The organism is Pelomonas dachongensis (assembly GCF_043555865.1).
Lineage (GTDB): Bacteria > Pseudomonadota > Gammaproteobacteria > Burkholderiales > Burkholderiaceae_C > Pelomonas > Pelomonas dachongensis.
On record NZ_JBIGHY010000005.1, the window covers coordinates 18,472 to 37,193 of the forward strand.

Sequence of the window (18,722 nt, forward strand, 5' to 3'; positions counted from 1 at the left end):
CATGAGCAGCGAATTGATCAAGCATGTTTCCGACGCGTCATTCGACGCCGACGTGATCCAGTCCGGCAAGCCGGTGCTGGTGGACTATTGGGCCGAGTGGTGCGGCCCCTGCAAGATGATCGCGCCCATCCTGGACGAGGTCGCCACCGGCTACGGTGACAAGCTGCAGGTCGCCAAGATGAACGTCGACGAGAACCGCGAAGTGCCCGCCAAGTTCGGCATCCGCGGCATCCCGACGCTGATGCTGTTCAAGGACGGCCAGCTGGCCGCCACGAAAGTCGGCGCCCTCTCCAAGGCCCAGTTGACCGCCTTCCTCGACGCGAACCTATAATCGCGCCAACTGCTGCGGCGTTTCCCAGTGCCTCTCGGCGCTGACGCCGCAGCAGCCAAAGCCAACACGCCCCGGGTTCCAAGACGGAATCCAGCCAGCGTGGCCTCGGCTCCCCTCCCCAAGTTTTCTTGTCTGCATCCGCGCCGCTGTCGTTTGAGCGGTAGCTGATCGGCCTTTTCCCGGGGCAGCCGTGGAATCGCCGTTGCGCCTTGGCTGGCGCTGCGGCCACTGACGGGTATCCACCCATGCATCTTTCCGAACTCAAAGCCCTTCACGTCTCCGCTCTCATCCAGATGGGCGAGGAGCTGGAGATCGACAACGTCAGCCGCCTGCGCAAGCAGGAGCTGATGTTCGCCATCATGAAGAAGCGCGCCAAAGGCGGCGAGCAGGTCTTCGGCGATGGCGTCCTCGAAGTCCTGCCCGACGGCTTCGGCTTCCTGCGCTCGATCGAAGCCAGCTTCATGGCGTCGACGGACGACATCTACCTGTCGCCCAGCCAGATCCGCCGCTTCAACCTGCACACCGGCGACCTGGTGGAAGGCGAGGTGCGCGTGCCCAAGGACGGCGAGCGCTACTTCGCGCTGGTGAAGGTCGACCGCGTCAACGGCCAAACGCCCGAGGAGAGCAAGAACAAGATCATGTTCGAGAACCTGACCCCGCTGTTCCCGAAGGAACAGTTCAGGCTCGAACGCGAGGGCTTCAAGGGCGAAGAGAACATCACCGGCCGCATCGTCGACCTGGTGGCGCCCATCGGCAAGGGCCAGCGCGCGCTGATCGTCGCCCAGCCCAAGACCGGCAAGACCGAGATGATGAAGAGCATCGCGCATGCCCTGGTCGCCAACGCCCCGGACTGCCACCTGATTGTGCTGCTCGTCGACGAGCGCCCGGAAGAAGTGACGGAGATGATCCGCACCGTGCGCGGCGAGGTCATCAGCTCCACCTTCGACGAGCCCGCCGCCCGCCACGTGCAGGTGGCCGAGATGGTCATCGAGCGCGCCAAGCGCCTGGTGGAACTGAAGAAGGACGTGATCATCCTGCTGGACTCGATCACCCGCCTGGCCCGCGCGTACAACAACGTGCTGCCGTCCTCGGGCAAGGTGATGTCCGGCGGCGTGGACTCGAACGCGCTGCAGCGCCCCAAGCGCTTCTTCGGCGCGGCGCGCAACATCGAGGAAGGCGGCTCGCTGACCATCATCGGAACCGCGCTGATCGACACCGGTTCGCTGATGGATCAGGTGATCTACGAAGAGTTCAAGGGCACCGGCAACTGCGAAATCCATCTGGATCGCCGCATGGCCGAGAAGCGCGTCTACCCGTCCATCCTGATCAACAAGTCGGGCACGCGCCGCGAAGAGTTGCTGCTCAAGCCAGAGATTTTGCAAAAGAGCTGGATCCTGCGCAAGCTGCTCTACAACATGGACGAGATCGAGGCGATGGAGTTCATCCTCGACAAGATGAAGGCGTCGAAGAACAACCTGGACTTCTTCGACATGATGCGGCGCGGCGGGTAACTTCAGCCCAGACTAGCCAGACCGCCGGCAAGCCCGCTACAATCGCGGGTTTTCCGCCCCGACACTTTCGGAAAGTGCGTCGCAGTGCAACTGGAATATCGACCGTTGCGCGGCGTGGCTCCCGACCAGACCTGAGAGGTTCCCCATGAAAGAAGGCATTCACCCCAACTACCGCGACGTCGTCTTCGTCGACCAGTCCAACGGTTTCCAGTTCGTGTCGCGTTCGACCGTGCAGACCAAGGACTCCATCGAGATCGACGGCAAGAAAATGCCGCTGGTGAAGCTGGAAACCACCAGCGAATCGCATCCCTTCTACACGGGCACGCAGAAGAGCGTGGACAACCTGGGCGGTCGCGTCGAGAAGTTCCGCAACAAGTTTGCGCACCTGAAGAAGTAATTCGGCGTTGCGGCCTGGCGCCGCATCACGCACGCAAGGGCAGCTTCGGCTGCCCTTTGTCATTGGTGCTCGCCACAGGCCCGCTGGAACTGCGGCATCATGCCGGCCGCCCCCATCGAACTCTCGCGCGTGAACCTTCCCACCCCTGCCATCGTCGCCGAACGCGGTGCAGAACGACTGCCCCGGCTGGCCCTGCTGCTGCTGTGCGCAGCCTATGTGATCCCTGGCATCTTCGGCCGCGATCCCTGGCGCAATGCCGATCTGACAGCCTTCGGCTTCATGGCGAGCATCGCGCACGGCGACGCCCCCTGGTGGCAGCCGGCCATCGCCGGCATCCCGGCCGAGGGCGGCCCGCTGCCTTACTGGCTGGGGGCGCTGGCCATCAAGGCCCTGCCCTTCCTGGACCAGCCGGTGGCGGCCCGCCTGCCCTACGCCTTCGTGCTGGTGGGCGTGCTGGTGGCCGTCTGGTACGCCTGCTTCCACCTGGCACGCACGGAGGCCGCACAACCGGTCGCCTTTGCCTTCGGCGGCGAGGCCCAGGCCGTGGACTACGCCCGCGCGCTGGCCGATGGCGCGTTGCTGGCGTTGATGTCCACACTGGGCCTGCTGCGCCTTGGACACGAAACGACCCCCGACCTGCTGCAGTTGCTGGCAGTGGCGACCTACCTGTACGGTCTGGCGGCGGCGCCCTCCCGCCCGCGCAGCGCGCGCGCCGCCGTGCTGCTCGCGCTGCCGATGCTGGCAGCCAGCGGCGCACCGGCGGTAGCCTGCGCACTGGGCCTGCTGGGCGCGCTGCTGAACCACCGCTCGGCCTACGACGAAGCCAAGGGCCTGCGCCCGTGGCTGCTGGCGTCACTGACGCTGGCGGTGCTGGCTGCGTGGATCTTCCGCGGCTGGGCGTGGCGCGTGGCACCTGCACTGGACGTGGGCTCGCTGCTGCGCCTGCTGGCGTGGTTCTGCTGGCCGGCAGGGCCACTGGCGCTGTGGACGCTGTGGCGCTGGCGCCGGCACGGCCTGCGCCGCCACATCGCGGTGCCCGCCATCGCACTGCTGGTGCCGCTGGCGGCCTGCATCGCGATGGACGGCTCGGACAGCGCGCTGCTGCTGGCGCTGCCGTCCATGGCCATCCTGGCCGCGTTCACGCTGCCCACGCTGAGCCGAAGCATCGCCGCAGCGGTGGACTGGTTCTGCCTGTTCATCTTCACGTCGCTGGCCCTGTTCGGCTGGCTGTACTACCTGTCCATGCACACCGGCTGGCCTGCGCGCCCGCTGGCCAACCTGAACAAGTTGGCCGAAGGCTTCGAGCCGATCTTCAGCCTGCCGGCGCTTCTGATCGCCGTCGCCGCGACCACCGCCTGGTTGGCGCTGGTGCGCTGGCGCACGGCCCGCCACCGCCATGCGCTTTGGAAGAGCCTGGCCCTGCCGGCCGGTGGTGTGGCGCTGGCCTGGCTGCTGGTCATGACGCTGCTGCTGCCGCCACTGGACTATGCACGCAGCCTGCAGCCGCTGGTGACCCGGCTCAAGGTCCGCCTGCCCGCCGATGCGCGCTGCATGGCCGCGCCGGGCCAGAGCCTGCCAACACTGGCTGCGCTGGAATGGCATGGCGGCTGGCGCGTGCAAGGGCTGGGCTCGCTGGCGGACACCGAGTGCCCGCATGCGGTCATTTCGACGGGGCAGTCGGTGCCGCACGGCTGGCAGGTCATCGCGCAGGTGCGACGCCCGACCGACCGCAGCGGCAGCGCTGGGCTGGTGCTGCTGAAACGTCAGTAGTCGCTGGACACCGCCGTGCTGAACGCTGCCTCGTCGCCCAGCGCCGCATCGCTGGACGTGCGCACGCGAGCGGCCGGCAGCACGAGGCGGAATCTCGACCCCTTGCCCAGTTCGCTCTGGATCATCAGCTCGCCGCCATGCCGTTGCATGACGTGCTTGACGATGGACAGGCCCAGACCGGTGCCGCCCGTCTCGCGCGAGCGGCTGCCGTCCACGCGGTAGAAGCGCTCGGTCAACCGCGGGATGTGCTCACGCGAGATGCCGGGGCCGCTGTCGACGACGGTGATCTCGCCGCTGCCGTCCTCCAGTTGGCGCCAGCAGACCTCGATGCCGCCGCCGTCGGGCGTGTAGCGCACCGCATTGTTAACGAGGTTGGCGACGGCGCTCTGCAGTTCGGTTTCAATGCCGGCGACTTCAACGCCGGTGTGTGGCTTCAGGTTCAGCACGTGCCGACCGCCCGACAGGGCTTGAGCATCGGCCGCCACGCGCGCCAGCAGCGCATCCAGGCTGACCCAGCGGTCCGAGCCGGGACGCGGGCTGCCTTCCAGCTGCGACAGCGTCAGCAGGTCGGCCACCAACATGTGCATGCGCTGCGTCTGCTGGCTCATCAGAGTCAGCACGCGCTCGCGCTCGACGCCGGTCAGCGGTAGCTGCTGCATGGTCTCGATGAAACCGGACAGCACGGTCAGCGGCGTGCGGATCTCGTGCGACACGTTGGCGACGAAATCACGCCGCATCGCATCGTTGCGCAGCCGCTCCGAGACATCCAGCGACAGCACCAGACGCTGGCCCTCCCCGTACTCGCGCACGACGATGGACAGCGTGCCCGGCCCGCGCCCGTTGCCCAGCACCAGCGGCTCGGCGTAGCGGCCCGCCTGCAGATAGGCGACAAACGCCGGCGCACGCACGAGATTGGTGATGCGCTGGCGCAGGTCACGTTTGGGGTCCAGCGCAAAATGGTCGGCCGCCACGCCGTTGCACCACAGGATGTGCTCCTGCGGGTCCAGCATCAGCACGCCGTTGGGCGAGGCCTCAATGGCGGACAGGAACTGCTCCAGTGCCAGCCGCTCGCGGTCGATGGAGCGGTCGCGGTCGCGCACTGCGCGCTCGATGCGGTAGCCCAGCTCGCCCCACAAGCCGGTGTCGCGCGGCGCATTGTTCAGCTGCTTGCCACGCAGCCATTCCAGCAGCCGGTAGCCGCGGATCGCGTCGGTCAGCATCATGGTGATGACGCCGGCCAGCACGCCCAGGCCCAGCGCCAGCGGCTCGACGCCGGTGATGCTGCGCACCACGACGCCGACGATGAAGCCGATCAGCACCGCCGCCAGGGCAAGCAGCAGTCGCGGCAGGAACCAGGCCATGTCGCCAGCGCCCTCTTCAGGCGGAGAGCGCGCTGCTCTGCTGCGTCAGCCGGTAGCCGGCGCCGCGCACCGTCTCGATCATGCGGGCGCACTGCACCCGCTCCAGCGCCTCGCGCAGCCGCTTGACGTGGACGTCGATGGTGCGTTCCTCGATAAACACATGGTCGCCCCAGACGCGGTCCAGCAGCTGCGAGCGGCTGTGCACGCGCTCGGGATGCGTCATCAGGAAATGCAGCAGGCGGAACTCGGTCGGGCCCAACTTGACCTCGACGCCCTCGCGGCTGACGCGGCGCGTGCCCGGGTCCAGCAGCAGCGGGCCGATCTCGACCGCGCTGTCCAGTGCCTCGGGCGCCTTGCGGCGCAGCACGGCACGGATGCGGGCCAGCAGCTCGTTGGTCGAGAAAGGCTTGGTGATGTAGTCATCGGCCCCCGCGTCCAGACCGGCGATCTTGTCTCCCTCGTCGGCACGCGCGGTCAGCATGATGACCGGCAGCTCCCTGGTGCGCGCGTTGCCACGCCATTGACGGGCCAGCGCGACGCCGCTCTGACCCGGCAGCATCCAGTCCAGCACCACCAGGTCGGGAAGCACGCGGTCCACCTCGTACTGGGCGGCCGTGGCGCTGCCTGCCAGCGTCACCTCAAAGCCGGCGTGGCGCAGATTGATGGAAATCAGTTCGGCGATCGCCGATTCATCTTCCACCACCAGGATTCGACTCATTCGTTCGCTCCCTTCAACGGACCATCGTCTCGACGGCCTCGGGCGTGTTGTGGCGCACGTCCGTTCCCTTGACCACGTAGATGACCACCTCGGCCAGGTTCTTGGCGTGGTCACCCACACGCTCGATGGCCTTGGCGACGAACACCAGGTCGATGGACGAGGAAATGGTGCGCGGGTCTTCCATCATGTAGGTAATGAGCTTGCGCAGCAGGCCGTCGAACTCCTTGTCGATCTCGTCGTCGTGCTTCAGCACGTCGAGCGCGCGCTCCACGTCCAGCCGGGCGAAGGAGTCCAGCGCCTTGCGCAGCTGGCTGGTGGCCAGCTCGGCCTCGTAGGCCAGGTCGGACATCGGCACTCGCAGGCGGCTCGACACGCCGCTGGCAACCAGGCGCTGCACGGTGCGGGCAATGCGGGCAGCCTCGTCGCCGACGCGTTCGAGGTTGGCGATGGTCTTGGAGATCGCAATCAGCAGGCGCAGGTCACGCGCCGTGGGCTGGCGCCGCGCAATGATGGTGGAGAGATCGCGGTCAATCTCGATCTCCATCGTGTTGACGCGCTCTTCGCGCGCCAGGACTTCGTCGGCGGAATCAGCCGCGAACTCGCCCAGCGCCTGCACGGCCTGGACCACCTGGGCCTCCACGAGGCCTCCCATTTCCAGCACGCGGGTGGAGATGCCGCTGAGTTCGGCGTCGAATTGGGTGGAGAGATGCTTGTCGACCATTCTTTGCTCCTGGATCAGCCGAAGCGGCCGGTGATGTAGTCCTCGGTGTCCTTGCGCTTGGGCTTCATGAACAGCTCGGCCGTCGGGCCGAACTCGATCAGGTCGCCGAGGTACATGTATGCCGTGTAGTCCGAGCAGCGCGCGGCCTGCTGCATGTTGTGCGTCACGATGGCGACCGTGTAGTCGCTCTTCAGCTCGTGGATCAGCTCCTCGATCTTGCCGGTGGAGATCGGGTCCAGAGCCGAGCAGGGCTCGTCCAGCAGCAGCACCTCGGGCTTGATGGCGATGCCGCGCGCGATGCACAGGCGCTGCTGCTGGCCGCCGGACAGGCCGGAGCCGCTCTGGTTGAGCTTGTCCTTGACCTCGGTCCACAGCGCCGCCTTCTTCAGCGCCCACTCGACGCGTTCGTCCATCTCCACGCGCGGCAGCGTCTCGAACAGCTTCACGCCAAAGGCGATGTTGTCGTAGATGGACATCGGAAACGGCGTCGGCTTCTGGAACACCATGCCGACCTTCGCGCGGATCAACGACACGTCATCCTTGCTCTGCAGGATGTTCTCGCCGTCCAGCAGGATCTCGCCTTCGGCGCGCTGCTCCGGGTACAGCTCGAACATGCGATTCAGCGTGCGCAGCAGCGTCGACTTGCCGCAGCCCGAAGGGCCGATGAAGGCCGTGACCTTGTGCTCGGGGATGTCGAGGTTGATGTTCTTCAGCGCGTGGAAGCCGCCGTAATAGAAGTTCAGGTTGCGCACCGACAGCTTGGCGCGTTCGCCCACGGGCATATCGACTTTGACGTCCATGGTGGTTCCTTAGTGTTTGTTCTTGAAGAGCACGCGGGCGAGGATGTTCAGCAGCAGCACGCCAACCGTGATCAGGAAGACGCCGGCCCAGGCCAGCTTCTGCCAGTTCTCGTAGGGACTCATTGCGAACTTGAAGATGGTCACGGGCAGGCTGGCCATCGGAGACGTGATGTCGCTGGTCCAGAACTGGTTGGACAGCGCGGTGAACAGCAGCGGTGCAGTCTCACCGGACACGCGGGCCAACGCCAGCAGGATGCCGGTGAGGACGCCTGCACGAGCCGCCTTCAGCGTGACGGTCAGGATGACCTTCCACTTCGGCGTGCCCAGCGCGTAGGCTGCCTCACGCAGTGCGTTGGGCACCAGGCTCAGCATGTTCTCCGTCGTGCGGATGACGACGGGAATGACCAGCAGCGCCAGGGCCAGCGAGCCCGCCATGCCGGAGAAGCTCTTCAGCTTGGCCACAACCATCGCGTAGACGAACAGGCCCACAACGATGGACGGGGCGGACAGGAGGATGTCGTTGATGAAACGCACCGCGCTGCCCAACCAGGTCTTCTGGCCGTACTCCGCCAGGTACACGCCGGCCAGGATGCCGACCGGCGTGCCGATCAGCGTGGCGACGCCGACCATGACGAAGCTGCCGAAGATCGCATTGGCAAGGCCGCCGCCCTCGCCCTGCGGGGGCGGCGTCATCTCGGTGAAAGTGGCCAGCGTCAGGCCGCCGACGCCGAGGTAGATGGTCTCGAAAAGGATCCAGACCAGCCAGAACACGCCGAAACCCATGGCGCCGAGTGACAGGGCCAACGCGACGGCGTTGGTGCGCTTGCGCTTCTTGTGCATCGCCAGGCGGCGAGCGTCGACGACAGAAGACATCAGAAAACCTCCGTGCAGTGCACTGCGGTGCGAACCCCTTCGGGCGGCCGTGCGGGGTTCATGAACGGGCTCCTTCGCTCTTCTTCAAGCGCATCAGCAGCAGCTTCGAGATGGTCAGCACGACAAACGTGATGAAGAAAAGGACCAGGCCGAGGTACATCAGCGAGGCCTGGTGCAAGCCTTCACCAGCTTCGGCGAACTCGTTGGCCAGCGTGGACGTGATGCTGTTCGCGGCCTCGAAGACGGACAGCGAGTTCAGCTGGTTCATGTTGCCGATGACGAACGTGACGGCCATCGTTTCGCCGAGCGCACGGCCGAGGCCCAGCATGATGCCGCCGACCACCCCGGTCTTGGTGTACGGCAGCACGACCTTGGAGACGACCTCCCAGGTCGTCGCACCGAGGCCATAGGCACTTTCCTTCAGCATGGGCGGGGTGACTTCGAACACGTCACGCATCACCGACGCGATGAAGGGGATGATCATGATCGCCAGGATGATGCCGGCCGACAGGATGCCAATTCCCACCGGCGGACCCGAGAACAGCGCACCCAGGTAGGGCACACCGCCGAACGCGGCCTGCAGCGGCTGCTGCACGAAGGTGGCGAGGATCGGACCGAACACCAGCAGGCCCCACATGCCGTAGACGATGGACGGCACCGCCGCCAGCAGCTCGATGGCGATGCCCAGCGGACGCTTCAGCCAGCTGGGCGAGAGTTCGGTCAGGAAGATGGCGATGCCGAAGCTGACCGGCACTGCGATGAGCAGCGCGATAAACGAACTGGCCAGCGTGCCGTAGATCATCACGAGGCCACCGAACTTCTCCTGCACGGGGTCCCATTCGGCGCTGGTCAGGAACCCGAGGCCGAAGGCCTCCAGCGCCGGTGCCGCACCGACGATGAGGGAACCAATGATGCCGACCATCAGCAGCAGGGTCAGCCAGGCCGCACCTTGCGACAGCGCCGCGAAAAGCGCGTCGGCCCACGGCGCGACGCGGCGCCGCGGGGGTTGGGGGCTCACTGGCGCGCTGCGCTGGTGAGGTTCGCTCCGGTCATTGCCGGCGCTGTCGGCAGGAAGGATGGCAGCCAAGAAACCTCCGGGGGTCAGGTCAGGAGCGGGCGCTGCGGGCAAGACAAAGCCCGGCGGCTGCCGGGCCTGCTTTGCGGCCGCTGTTTGCGCCCTTCAAATCACTTGAACGCGACAGGCTTGCCGGCCGTGTCCTTGATCTGGTCGGCCCACTGCTTGCGGACCAGATCCTTCACGCTGGCAGGCAGCGGCACGTAGTCCAGCTCGTCGGCCATCTTGTCGCCACTGGTGAAGGCCCAATCGAAGAACTTCAGCGCGGCGGATGCCTGGGCCGCCTTGTCCTGAGACTTGTACATCAGGATGTAGGTCGGGTTGGTCAGCGGCCATGAGGCCTTGCCCGGCTGGTCGGTCGTGATCTGATAGAACGTCTTGTTCCAGTCGGCGCCGGCAGCGGCAGCTTTGAACGCATCGTCGCTGGGGTTGACCCACTGGCCATCCTTGTTCTTCAGCTGCACGAAGTTCATCTTGTTCTGCTTCACATAGGCGTACTCAACGTAGCCGATGGAGTTGGGCAGACGCTGCACGAAGGCAGCGACGCCTTCGTTACCCTTGCCGGCCGTGCCAGCCAGCCACTTGACGGTCGTGCCTTCGCCGACCTGGCTCTTCCAGGACTCGCTGACCTTGGACAGGTAGTTCGTGAAGATGAAGGTGGTGCCGGAGCCGTCGGCACGAGCCACCGGGGCGATGGCGGCGTCGGGCAACGCGACGCCGGGGTTCAGCGCGGTGATGGCCGCGTCGTTCCACTTGGTGATCTTGCCGAGGTAGATGTCGGCCAGAACGGGGCCGGTCAGCTTCAGCTGGCCGGGGTTGATGCCCTTGACGTTGATGACCGGCACCACGCCGCCAATGACGGTGGGAAACTGCACCAGCCCGTCCTTGGCCAGCTCTTCGTCCTTCAGCGGCATGTCCGAGGCGCCAAAGTCGACCGTCTTGGCCTTGATCTGGCGGATGCCGGCGCCGGAGCCGACCGACTGGTAGTTGATGCGCACTCCGGTGGCCTTGTTGTAGGCATCGGCCCACTTGGCGTAGATGGGTGCCGGGAAGGTGGCGCCGGCGCCGGTCACGTCCTGGGCGAATGCCAGCTGCGCACCGAAAAGACCCGCGACGAGAACGACGGACTGACTGGCCTTGACAAAGTTCATCTGTAACACCTTACGCTGTCTGATTGACGATGCTCGGCATCCTAGGGAGCCAATGTGACGGCCGCGTGACGCCTGATGGCATCACCCAGCCATTGGAGCGCGTCGGACTGAGAGTGTGAAGACCGAAAACGAAATATGACAGCGCGGTCATGAAGCGTCACGCGGCTGTCATGTGCTTGGTAGGGGGCCCTGGAACGACAAAAACCGCCCGGAGGCGGCCTTGCCTGGCGTAAGAACAGGTTCAGACGGCGACGGCGTCCACCAGGCGCTGCGCACAGCGCTGTGCCAGCGCTGCGTCGGCGGCTTCCACCATGATGCGCAGCAATGGCTCGGTGCCGGACGCCCGGATCAGCACCCGGCCCCGCGCGCCCAGCTCGGCCACCACCGCAGTCTGTTCCGCCGCCAGCCGTGGGCTGCTCGCCCAGTCCTGCCCAGCGGCGAGCCGCACGTTGATCAGCGTTTGCGGGAACAGGTCCACGCCGGCCAACTGCTCGGCGATGCTGCGGCCACTGCGGCAGACAGCCTGCAACACCAGCAGCGCGCTGACGATGCCGTCGCCAGTGGTGTGCTTGTCCAGCGCGAGCAGGTGGCCGGACCCCTCGCCCCCCAGCTGCCAGCCGCGCGCAGCCAATTCTTCCAGCACATAGCGGTCACCGACCTTGGCGCGCACGAACTCCACGTCACGGCCGCGCAGCGCCACCTCCACGGCCATGTTGGTCATCAGCGTGCCGACGGCGCCCGGCACGCGCTGGCCCTGGGCCAGGCGGTCCGCCACCATCACGTACAGCAGCTCGTCACCGTTGTAGAGACGGCCGTTCGCATCCACCAGTTGCAGGCGGTCAGCGTCACCGTCCAATGCAATGCCGTAGTGGGCGCCATGCGTCTTGACGGCCTCGACCAGCGCACCCGGCGCCGTGGCGCCGAAGCCGGCGTTGATGTTGAAGCCGTCGGGCTTGCAACCGATGGAGATGACCTCGGCGCCCAGCTCATGGAACACGTCCGGCGCCACGTGATACGCAGCGCCATGGGCGGCGTCGACGACGATCTTCAGGCCTTTCAGCGTCAGATCCGAGCCGAAGCTGGCCTTGCAGAACTCGATGTATCGGCCGCGTGCGTCTTCCAGCCGCTTGGCCCGACCCAGGCTGGCGGAGTCCACCCACTGCGGGGGCTCCTCCAGCGCAGCCTCCACCGCCAGCTCCCAGGCATCGGGCAGCTTCTCGCCCTTGGCCGAGAAAAACTTGATGCCGTTGTCCTGGAACGGGTTGTGGGAGGCGCTGATGACCACCCCCAGATCCTGGCGCAGCGCCCGGGTCAGGTAAGCCACGCCCGGCGTCGGCAACGGGCCAGTCAGCAGCACGTTGACGCCCGCCGACGCGAAGCCGGCTTCCAGCGCCGATTCGATCATGTAGCCCGAGATGCGCGTGTCCTTGCCGATCAGCACCGTGGGGCGCGGACCAGACTTGCGCAGCACGCGGCCCACGGCGTGGCCCAGGCGCAGCATGAAGTCCGGCGTGATGGGAGCTTGGCCGACGGTGCCTCGAATGCCGTCGGTACCGAAATGCTTGCGGCTCATTGAGCTTCTTCCCTTCTATTCAATGGGCGTCATTGTCGCCGCGTCGACGGCAGCCCATACCTTCAAGGCGTCCACGGTGGCAGCGACATCGTGCACACGAATGACGTTCGCGCCGGCACTGACCGCACGCAGCGCCGCCGACAGGCTGGCTGGCAGCCGCTCCTCGACCGGCCGCCCCGTGATGTCGCCCAGCGTGCGCTTGCGCGACCAGCCCACCAGCAGCGGGTAGCCCAGTTCGGTCAGCCGCTGCTGACCCGCCAGCAGACGCAAGTTGTGCTCGGCCTTCTTTGCAAAGCCGTAGCCGGGGTCCAGCGCGATGCAGTCGGCCGGAATGCCCGACGCCTGCGCCGACTGTGCGCGCTGAGCCAGGAAAACGCCGACCTCGGCGACGACATCGCCATACAGCGCCAGGTCCATCATGGATGCAGGCTCGCCGCGCATGTGCATCAGGCACACGCCGGCGCCGCTGCCGGCCACGGCTGCCAACGCGCCGGGCATCTGCAGCGCCTGCACGTCGTTGATGATGTCGGCGCCGGCGTCCAGCGCACGGCGCATGACCTCCGGCTTGTAGGTGTCGACGGAAATCGGCACGCCCAGCTTCACGGCGGCAGCCAGTACGCCGCCGATACGCGCCCATTCGGTGTCCGCATCGACGCGCGGTGAACCGGGTCGCGTGGACTCGCCGCCGATGTCCAGGAGGTCCGCCCCCTCGGCCAGCAGGCGTTCGCAATGCGCGATTGCACGCCGGTCATCGTCATGACTGCCCCCGTCCGAGAACGAATCGGGCGTCACGTTGACGATGCCCATCACGCGCGGGCGGCTCAGATCGATGCGAAAGCGGCGGGTCTGCCAGTACATGGTGTCCGATCGAGTAGGGTGAGGGGTCGCCCCCTCAGCCCTCTCACACCACCGGACGTGCGGTTCCGCATCCGGCGGTTCAAGTAAAACGCTGGAGTTGCCGGTGGATGTCCACCAGCGAGACCAGCCCCATGTTGGCAAGGTACTTCGGCGGCATTGCTGTCACCATGTGTCTTGCTCCGGCATTCCACCACGCCCCCCGCCCGTTGACGCTCGACTTCCACGCGCGATGCGCGTCGAGCCCAAGCGCGCGCAAGCGGGATGCCCGTGTAGCCGGGCGCTTCCACTGCCTCCAGGCAATGACTCGCAGTCGACGCCTCACCCATGCGTCCATCTCTTCGAGCGCCCGTCGTCCCTGGGTGTGCTGGAAGTAGTTCATCCAGCCCCGCAGGACCGGTCGGAGCTGCTCGATGGTCCGCTCCAGACGTTGTCCGCGTCCCCTCAGGCACAGGTCTGTGATCCGTGCACGCAGGCGTACAAGACTTTCTGGCGCGATCCGCAGACGGGTTTCCTTGTGCACGGTCACGCTGTAGCCCAGGAACTTGCGTCCCCAGGGCCTGGCCACCGCGCTCTTGGCCGCGTTCACGGTGAGCTTCAGTCGTTCCCAGAGGAACTTCGTCACCCCGTCCATGACGCGTTGTCCCGCTCGCTCGCTCGACACATAGATGTTGCAGTCACCGCGCCGGGCAGGTACGTGCCGTCCAGCAGCGCCGCCTTCACACGCTGCCAAAGGCTTTGCAGCCAAGCCTTGAGGTCTTCGCATCGCACCCCGTCTACGCCGGGTGCCCCGCGGTTCTTCATGACCTGGCTGTACGCCTTTTGCATGTTGCTGCGTTCGACCACCTGCTCCATGACCCGTTGGTCCTCCGATTTCGTTCGCCCGCTCGTCGCTGCGCCCATCTCCGCACCGTCGCGCGCACTCCCCGGATTCCGTCCGGTTGCTTCGCGCTCGGCCCGCCTCGCGGCGGCTTCTGCGTCATCGATGGACATCAAGATCGATCGTCCTACTCTCGGTCTTACTCGTTCAGCCCTTCGGTCCGTACCGGCACCTACTATGGCTTCTGCTGACCTCTCAGCGCGCATCCCGTCGCCTCTCGACGCCGGTAGCCCCTTCGGGCACTCGCTCAGATCTCCCCGGGTATTGCGCACCCACCTTCACGCTTATGCCTGTCGGATCCACGACGCACCGCTCTGTGCAAGTACCGGGCTTTAGTGATCTTCGACACCTCACCCGCAGTGCATCGCCTCGTATCCGCTTCCTGTTCGTCAGGCCAGCGCTTTGCCATCCGGCCTCCTTCAGACCCGCAGTCGCCCGCGGAGCCCTTGCCATTGGCTAACCATTCCCCTTGCCGGGCTGGTAGAGGACTTTCACCTCCGAGTAGGTGCGCCCTGCAGGGCGCACAACGAAAAGGCCCGGCTGCAAGCCGGGCCCGGTGGTGCGATCTGGATCAGGCTGCGGCCGGCGCACCGTCGGTACTGACAGGGGGGGTGCCACCACCGGAGGGGCCACCGCTGGGCGTCGGCTTGTCGTCCGGCGCACGGGGCGGGCGGCCGGCCATGATGTCCAGCACCTGGTCCCGGTCGATGGTTTCCCACTTCATCAGCGCGTCGGTCATCACTTCGACCTTGTCGCGGTTCTCTTCCAGGATGCGCTTGGCGAGGGCGTACTGCTCGTCGAGGATGCGGCGCATCTCCGCATCCACCTTCTGCTGCGTGCTCTCGCTGATGTTGGCCGTCTTGGTCATGCTGCGGCCGAGGAAGACCTCGCCCTCGTTCTCGGCATACACCATCGGGCCCAGCACCTCGCTCATACCGTAGCGCGTGACCATATCGCGAGCGATGCGTGTGGCGCGCTCGTAGTCGTTGGACGCACCGGTGGAAATGTCCTTCAGGAACAGCTCCTCCGCCACGCGGCCACCAAACAGGATGCTGACTTCGTTGAGCATCTGCTTGTAGTACTTGCTGTACTGGTCGCGCTCGGGCAGTTGCCAGGTCACGCCCAGCGCGCGGCCGCGCGGCATGATCGTGACCTTGTGGACGGGGTCGGTGCCTTCCAGCATCTCGGCAACGATGGCGTGGCCCGACTCGTGGTAGGCCGTGGCCCTCTTCTCGTCCTCGGTCATGACCATGCTCTTGCGCTCGGGGCCCATGTAGAGCTTGTCCTTGGCGCGTTCGAAGTCGATCATCTCGACCAAGCGGCCACCGCGGCGCGCCGCGAACAGTGCCGCCTCGTTGACGAGGTTGGCCAGGTCGGCACCGCTCATGCCGGGCGTGCCGCGGGCCAGGATGGACGCGTTGACGTCCTGCCCGATGGGCACCTTGCGCATGTGCACGTTCAGGATCTGCTCGCGACCGCGGATGTCCGGCAACGTCACGTAGACCTGGCGGTCGAAGCGGCCGGGACGCAGCAAGGCCGGGTCCAGGATGTCGGGACGGTTGGTGGCTGCGATGACGATGACGCCGAGGTTGGTGTCGAAGCCGTCCATCTCGACCAGCATCTGGTTCAGCGTCTGCTCGCGCTCGTCGTTGCCACCGCCCAGACCGGCGCCACGGTGGCGGCCCACGGCGTCGATTTCATCGATGAAGATGATGCAGGGCGCGCTCTTCTTGGCCTGCTCGAACATGTCGCGCACGCGGGCAGCACCCACGCCGACGAACATCTCGACGAAATCAGAACCCGAGATCGTGAAGAACGGCACCTTGGCTTCGCCGGCGATGGACTTGGCCAGCAGCGTCTTGCCGGTACCCGGGGGGCCCACCATCAACACGCCGCGCGGGATGCGGCCACCGAGCTTCTGGAACTTCTGCGGGTCCTTCAGGAAGTCCACGAGCTCCTTCACCTCTTCCTTCGCCTCGTCGCATCCGGCCACATCGGCAAAGGTGATGTTGTTGTTGTTCTCGTCCAGCATCCGGGCCTTGGACTTGCCGAAGCTGAACGCCCCGCCCTTGCCACCACCCTGCATCTGGCGCATGAAATACACCCACACGCCAATCAGCAGCAGCATCGGCGTCCAGTTGATCAGCATGCTGATCAGGAAGCTCTGCTCCTCGCGCGGCTTCACGTCGAACTTGACGTTGTTGTTGCGAAGGTCGCCGATGAGACCACGGTCCAAGTAAGTGGCCGTGACGCGCAGCTTTTTGCCGTCGGTGGTCTCCGCCACGATCTCGGCGCCGCTGGCGCCGCCTTCGGTCAGCGTGACCTGTTTGATGCGGTGCGCCTGCACCTCATCGAGAAACTCTGAGTAACCGATCTGGTTGCCCGGTGCTGTCGCACCGCCGAACTGCTTGACGACCGTGAACAGCACGAGGGCGATCACGATCCAGACGGCGAACTTCGAAAACCACTGATTGTTCACTGCGACTCCTTGGCCCTTCTTGACCCATTGCCACTCTCTGGCTCTGGGACAGTGGGGCCGATTTTAGGCGCTGCAAGGGCTTGCCCCTGCAAAGCACCCGATTTAGCGAGGTTTCAAACCGATACCGACCAGAAAATTCTCTGAAGACCGGATGCGCGAGGCCTTGGGCTTCAACGCCTTGACTGTCTTGAACCGATCCCGGAACAAAGCGACGAGCTCGTTGTATCCGCTGCCATGGAACACCTTGGCGACCAGCGCCCCGTCAGGCTTAAGGTGCTGGCCAGCAAAATCCACCGCCAGTTCGACCAATGCTGATATGCGCGCGGCGTCGGTAGACCCGATGCCGGACATGTTGGGCGCCATGTCGGACACGACCACATCCACCGGCTTACCGGCCAGCGCAGCCTCCAGCTGCGCATAAACCTGCGCGTCCTGGAAATCGCCCTGGATGAACTGGACGCCCTCGATGGGCTCGAACTCAAGCAGGTCCAGCGCAATGATGGTGCCATTGAGTTGGCCGACCGCCGCCCCACCCCGCCCTGCTTCCGTGGGCGCGAAGCGCCGGCGAAGATACTGGCTCCACGCACCAGGCGTGGCACCCAAGTCCACGACGACCTGCCCCGGACGAATCAGCTTGAGCTCCTCATCGATTTCCTTGAGCTTGTAGGCTGCACGCGAGCGATAACCGTCCTTCTGCGCCTGTTGAACATAAGGATCGCTGACATGGTTGTTCAACCACGCCTTGTTCAGCTTCTTGCTTTTCGTCTGAGTTTTCATGCCTACGGGATAATACGGTGATGCCTCAAATCATCTTGACCCCCGCCCAGCGCAAGGACAAGCGCGCCGATGCCCATCACCTCGATCCGGTCGTGATGATCGGCGGTGACGGCCTGACGCCGGCCGTCGTAAAGGAAACCGACGCCGCGCTGAACTCTCACGGCCTCATCAAGGTCCGGGTGCTGGGAGACGACCGCGAGGCGCGCGAAGCGATGTTCGCGCAGCTGTGCGATGAGCTGAACGCCGCGCCCATCCAACACATCGGCAAGCTGCTGGTGCTGTGGCGGCCCCTGCCAGAGAAGCCCAAGGCCGAGCGCGAACACGCCATGCCCGGACCGCGCGTCGTCAAGATCGTCAAGTTCTCCAAAAGCGGCAATGGCCGGCCGCAGATCAACAAGGTCAAGGTCATGGGCAATGAGCGCGTGACTCAGGGCGGCGAAATCAAGCGCGTCAAGAAGCGCGCCGTCAACACCAGCGTCAAGAAGCGCGCCGCTGAGTGACCCAGGCCAGGGCCAGCACGACCAGGCCCTTCACGCCGAAGAACGCCAGCGAGGCGCCATGCAGCGCCGCGAACGACGCCACTCCGGTGCCGGCCTTCGCATCGGCCATCATTGGCTGCAGCCCGTAGTAGCCGGCAACGGTGCAGAAGATCGCAACGAGCGGCAGCATCAAACGCGCGGAGAAGGCCTCACTCGCGCCGCCCGCTTCCGACGTGTCGCGCGTCAAGCGACGCTCGATCAACACCAACACCAGCCCCAGCGCCAGACTGATCTGTGCCTCCAGCGCGAACACACGCGCCACATATGCGCCGGCCTGTGCGCGCTCCAGCACCGCGAACGCGCTGGGTGTTGCCACGAACGCGATGCACAGCAAAAGGCCGCCCCACAGGGCGGCCAGCAGCGCTTGCAGCCTCGCGAGCATCACTCGTAGCGGACCTTGATGATCTCGTAGCGGCGCACGCCGCCGGGCGCCTGCACCTCGGCCGTGTCGCCGGCTTCCTTGCCGATCAGCGCACGCGCGATGGGCGAGCCGATCGAGATGCGGCCCAGCTTGATGTCGGCCTCGTCGTCGCCGGTGATCTGGTAAGTGACAGCGTTTCCGCTGTCCTCGTCTTCCAGATCCACCGTGGCACCGAAGACCACGCGGCCGCCGGCATCCAGCGTGGCCGGGTCGATGATCTGCGCGACCGACAACTTGCCTTCCACCTCCAAGATGCGGCCTTCGATGAAGCCCTGCTTGTCCTTGGCCGCGTCGTACTCGGCGTTCTCGCTCAGGTCGCCCTGGGCCCGCGCCTCGGCAATCGCCAGGATGACGGCAGGACGCTCCACGGTCTTCAGGCGGTGCAGCTCGTCCTTCAGCGCTTCGGCGCCGCGCTTGGTCAGGGGAATGGTGCTCATAACTCTATCTGGGTCAGCAAAAAAGAGACCGCCGCTGCGATCCGGGTGGCCCG

20 protein-coding genes are annotated in these 18,722 nt (G+C 65.7%); 5 read left to right on the forward strand and 15 right to left on the reverse strand.

Annotated elements, in window-relative coordinates; genetic code table 11:
* The first annotated feature begins 1 nt into the window (after nucleotide 1).
* From trxA to ACG02S_RS14420, 4 genes are all read left to right on the forward strand, one after another.
* Complete coding sequence (trxA, locus tag ACG02S_RS14405; protein ID WP_056876926.1) at nucleotides 2-331, forward strand: thioredoxin TrxA; 330 nt, start codon at nucleotides 2-4, stop codon at nucleotides 329-331.
* A 245-nt stretch (nucleotides 332-576) separates the two neighbouring features.
* Entirely contained in the window at nucleotides 577-1,842 is a 1,266-nt protein-coding gene (gene rho, locus ACG02S_RS14410) for a transcription termination factor Rho (RefSeq protein ID WP_394471164.1), read from the forward strand.
* A 145-nt stretch (nucleotides 1,843-1,987) separates the two neighbouring features.
* The gene (locus ACG02S_RS14415; RefSeq protein ID WP_394471165.1) at nucleotides 1,988-2,239 is read left to right on the forward strand and encodes a type B 50S ribosomal protein L31; all 252 of its coding nucleotides are present in this window, start codon (nucleotides 1,988-1,990) and stop codon (nucleotides 2,237-2,239) included.
* Between the two features lie 99 nt (nucleotides 2,240-2,338).
* On the forward strand, nucleotides 2,339-4,009 hold the full coding sequence (locus ACG02S_RS14420) for a hypothetical protein (protein ID WP_394471166.1): 1,671 nt from the start codon (nucleotides 2,339-2,341) through the stop codon (nucleotides 4,007-4,009).
* On the opposite strand, the gene phoR is transcribed toward ACG02S_RS14420, so the two are convergent.
* The 13 genes from phoR to ACG02S_RS14485 all read right to left on the reverse strand — a co-directional run bounded on the left by phoR (nucleotide 4,003) and on the right by ACG02S_RS14485 (nucleotide 17,272).
* On the reverse strand, nucleotides 4,003-5,370 hold the full coding sequence (phoR, locus tag ACG02S_RS14425; protein ID WP_394471167.1) for a phosphate regulon sensor histidine kinase PhoR: 1,368 nt from the start codon (nucleotides 5,368-5,370) through the stop codon (nucleotides 4,003-4,005). The two genes, ACG02S_RS14420 and phoR, sit on opposite strands and share 7 nt — an antisense overlap.
* Before the next feature lie 16 nt (nucleotides 5,371-5,386).
* Complete coding sequence (gene phoB, locus ACG02S_RS14430; RefSeq protein WP_394471168.1) at nucleotides 5,387-6,088, reverse strand: phosphate regulon transcriptional regulator PhoB; 702 nt, start codon at nucleotides 6,086-6,088, stop codon at nucleotides 5,387-5,389.
* 13 nt (nucleotides 6,089-6,101) lie between these two features.
* Nucleotides 6,102-6,809, reverse strand: a complete 708-nt coding sequence (phoU, locus tag ACG02S_RS14435; RefSeq protein WP_394471169.1) for a phosphate signaling complex protein PhoU — start codon at nucleotides 6,807-6,809, stop codon at nucleotides 6,102-6,104.
* 14 nt (nucleotides 6,810-6,823) lie between these two features.
* On the reverse strand, nucleotides 6,824-7,609 hold the full coding sequence (pstB, locus tag ACG02S_RS14440) for a phosphate ABC transporter ATP-binding protein PstB (RefSeq protein ID WP_394471170.1): 786 nt from the start codon (nucleotides 7,607-7,609) through the stop codon (nucleotides 6,824-6,826).
* A gap of 9 nt (nucleotides 7,610-7,618) precedes the next feature.
* On the reverse strand, nucleotides 7,619-8,482 hold the full coding sequence (pstA, locus tag ACG02S_RS14445; protein WP_394471171.1) for a phosphate ABC transporter permease PstA: 864 nt from the start codon (nucleotides 8,480-8,482) through the stop codon (nucleotides 7,619-7,621).
* A 58-nt stretch (nucleotides 8,483-8,540) separates the two neighbouring features.
* The gene (gene pstC / locus ACG02S_RS14450; RefSeq protein ID WP_394471172.1) at nucleotides 8,541-9,500 is read right to left on the reverse strand and encodes a phosphate ABC transporter permease subunit PstC; all 960 of its coding nucleotides are present in this window, start codon (nucleotides 9,498-9,500) and stop codon (nucleotides 8,541-8,543) included.
* 167 nt (nucleotides 9,501-9,667) lie between these two features.
* Nucleotides 9,668-10,708 carry a phosphate ABC transporter substrate-binding protein PstS gene (gene pstS, locus ACG02S_RS14455; RefSeq protein ID WP_394471173.1) on the reverse strand — a complete coding sequence of 347 codons (1,041 nt, stop codon included), beginning with the start codon at nucleotides 10,706-10,708 and terminating at the stop codon, nucleotides 9,668-9,670.
* A gap of 241 nt (nucleotides 10,709-10,949) precedes the next feature.
* A complete protein-coding gene (gene glmM, locus ACG02S_RS14460) occupies nucleotides 10,950-12,281 on the reverse strand; it encodes a phosphoglucosamine mutase (protein ID WP_394471174.1) in 1,332 nt (443 codons plus the stop codon).
* Nucleotides 12,282-12,296: 15 nt separating this feature from the next.
* A complete protein-coding gene (folP, locus tag ACG02S_RS14465) occupies nucleotides 12,297-13,139 on the reverse strand; it encodes a dihydropteroate synthase (protein WP_394471175.1) in 843 nt (280 codons plus the stop codon).
* Nucleotides 13,140-13,218: 79 nt separating this feature from the next.
* On the reverse strand, nucleotides 13,219-13,770 hold the full coding sequence (locus ACG02S_RS14470; RefSeq protein WP_394471176.1) for a group II intron maturase-specific domain-containing protein: 552 nt from the start codon (nucleotides 13,768-13,770) through the stop codon (nucleotides 13,219-13,221).
* Complete coding sequence (locus ACG02S_RS14475) at nucleotides 13,758-14,129, reverse strand: hypothetical protein (protein WP_394471177.1); 372 nt, start codon at nucleotides 14,127-14,129, stop codon at nucleotides 13,758-13,760. The genes ACG02S_RS14470 and ACG02S_RS14475 overlap by 13 nt, the downstream gene beginning before the upstream one ends.
* A 458-nt stretch (nucleotides 14,130-14,587) precedes the next feature.
* The gene (ftsH, locus tag ACG02S_RS14480; RefSeq protein WP_394471178.1) at nucleotides 14,588-16,495 is read right to left on the reverse strand and encodes an ATP-dependent zinc metalloprotease FtsH; all 1,908 of its coding nucleotides are present in this window, start codon (nucleotides 16,493-16,495) and stop codon (nucleotides 14,588-14,590) included.
* Between the two features lie 102 nt (nucleotides 16,496-16,597).
* Nucleotides 16,598-17,272, reverse strand: coding sequence for an RlmE family RNA methyltransferase (locus ACG02S_RS14485; RefSeq protein WP_394471180.1), 675 nt, complete (start codon nucleotides 17,270-17,272; stop codon nucleotides 16,598-16,600).
* Nucleotides 17,273-17,292: 20 nt separating this feature from the next.
* Here ACG02S_RS14485 and ACG02S_RS14490 point away from each other — a divergent pair, with 20 nt between their 5' ends.
* Nucleotides 17,293-17,772 (forward strand): YhbY family RNA-binding protein, encoded by a 480-nt coding sequence (locus tag ACG02S_RS14490; protein WP_394471181.1) that lies wholly within the window; start codon nucleotides 17,293-17,295, stop codon nucleotides 17,770-17,772.
* Here ACG02S_RS14490 and ACG02S_RS14495 read toward each other — a convergent pair.
* Both ACG02S_RS14495 and greA read right to left on the reverse strand, forming a co-directional pair.
* Nucleotides 17,750-18,193, reverse strand: coding sequence for a DUF4149 domain-containing protein (locus ACG02S_RS14495; RefSeq protein ID WP_394471182.1), 444 nt, complete (start codon nucleotides 18,191-18,193; stop codon nucleotides 17,750-17,752). The two genes, ACG02S_RS14490 and ACG02S_RS14495, sit on opposite strands and share 23 nt — an antisense overlap.
* On the reverse strand, nucleotides 18,193-18,669 hold the full coding sequence (greA, locus tag ACG02S_RS14500) for a transcription elongation factor GreA (protein ID WP_394471183.1): 477 nt from the start codon (nucleotides 18,667-18,669) through the stop codon (nucleotides 18,193-18,195). Before greA ends, ACG02S_RS14495 begins: the two co-directional genes overlap by 1 nt.
* Nucleotides 18,670-18,722: the final 53 nt, after the last annotated feature.

Bases quoted from the DNA above. Each gene is read 5' to 3' on its own strand.
- trxA (WP_056876926.1), top strand. From the start codon at position 2: ATGAGCAGCGAATTGATCAAGCATGTTTCCGACGCGTCATTCGACGCC.
- rho (WP_394471164.1), top strand. From the start codon at position 577: ATGCATCTTTCCGAACTCAAAGCCCTTCACGTCTCCGCTCTCATCCAG.
- ACG02S_RS14415 (WP_394471165.1), top strand. From the start codon at position 1,988: ATGAAAGAAGGCATTCACCCCAACTACCGCGACGTCGTCTTCGTCGAC.
- ACG02S_RS14420 (WP_394471166.1), top strand. From the start codon at position 2,339: ATGCCGGCCGCCCCCATCGAACTCTCGCGCGTGAACCTTCCCACCCCT.
- phoR (WP_394471167.1), bottom strand. From the start codon at position 5,370: ATGGCCTGGTTCCTGCCGCGACTGCTGCTTGCCCTGGCGGCGGTGCTG.
- phoB (WP_394471168.1), bottom strand. From the start codon at position 6,088: ATGAGTCGAATCCTGGTGGTGGAAGATGAATCGGCGATCGCCGAACTG.
- phoU (WP_394471169.1), bottom strand. From the start codon at position 6,809: ATGGTCGACAAGCATCTCTCCACCCAATTCGACGCCGAACTCAGCGGC.
- pstB (WP_394471170.1), bottom strand. From the start codon at position 7,609: ATGGACGTCAAAGTCGATATGCCCGTGGGCGAACGCGCCAAGCTGTCG.
- pstA (WP_394471171.1), bottom strand. From the start codon at position 8,482: ATGTCTTCTGTCGTCGACGCTCGCCGCCTGGCGATGCACAAGAAGCGC.
- pstS (WP_394471173.1), bottom strand. From the start codon at position 10,708: ATGAACTTTGTCAAGGCCAGTCAGTCCGTCGTTCTCGTCGCGGGTCTT.
- glmM (WP_394471174.1), bottom strand. From the start codon at position 12,281: ATGAGCCGCAAGCATTTCGGTACCGACGGCATTCGAGGCACCGTCGGC.
- folP (WP_394471175.1), bottom strand. From the start codon at position 13,139: ATGTACTGGCAGACCCGCCGCTTTCGCATCGATCTGAGCCGCCCGCGC.
- ACG02S_RS14470 (WP_394471176.1), bottom strand. From the start codon at position 13,770: ATGGACGGGGTGACGAAGTTCCTCTGGGAACGACTGAAGCTCACCGTG.
- ACG02S_RS14475 (WP_394471177.1), bottom strand. From the start codon at position 14,129: ATGTCCATCGATGACGCAGAAGCCGCCGCGAGGCGGGCCGAGCGCGAA.
- ACG02S_RS14485 (WP_394471180.1), bottom strand. From the start codon at position 17,272: ATGAAAACTCAGACGAAAAGCAAGAAGCTGAACAAGGCGTGGTTGAAC.
- ACG02S_RS14490 (WP_394471181.1), top strand. From the start codon at position 17,293: ATGCCTCAAATCATCTTGACCCCCGCCCAGCGCAAGGACAAGCGCGCC.
- ACG02S_RS14495 (WP_394471182.1), bottom strand. From the start codon at position 18,193: ATGCTCGCGAGGCTGCAAGCGCTGCTGGCCGCCCTGTGGGGCGGCCTT.
- greA (WP_394471183.1), bottom strand. From the start codon at position 18,669: ATGAGCACCATTCCCCTGACCAAGCGCGGCGCCGAAGCGCTGAAGGAC.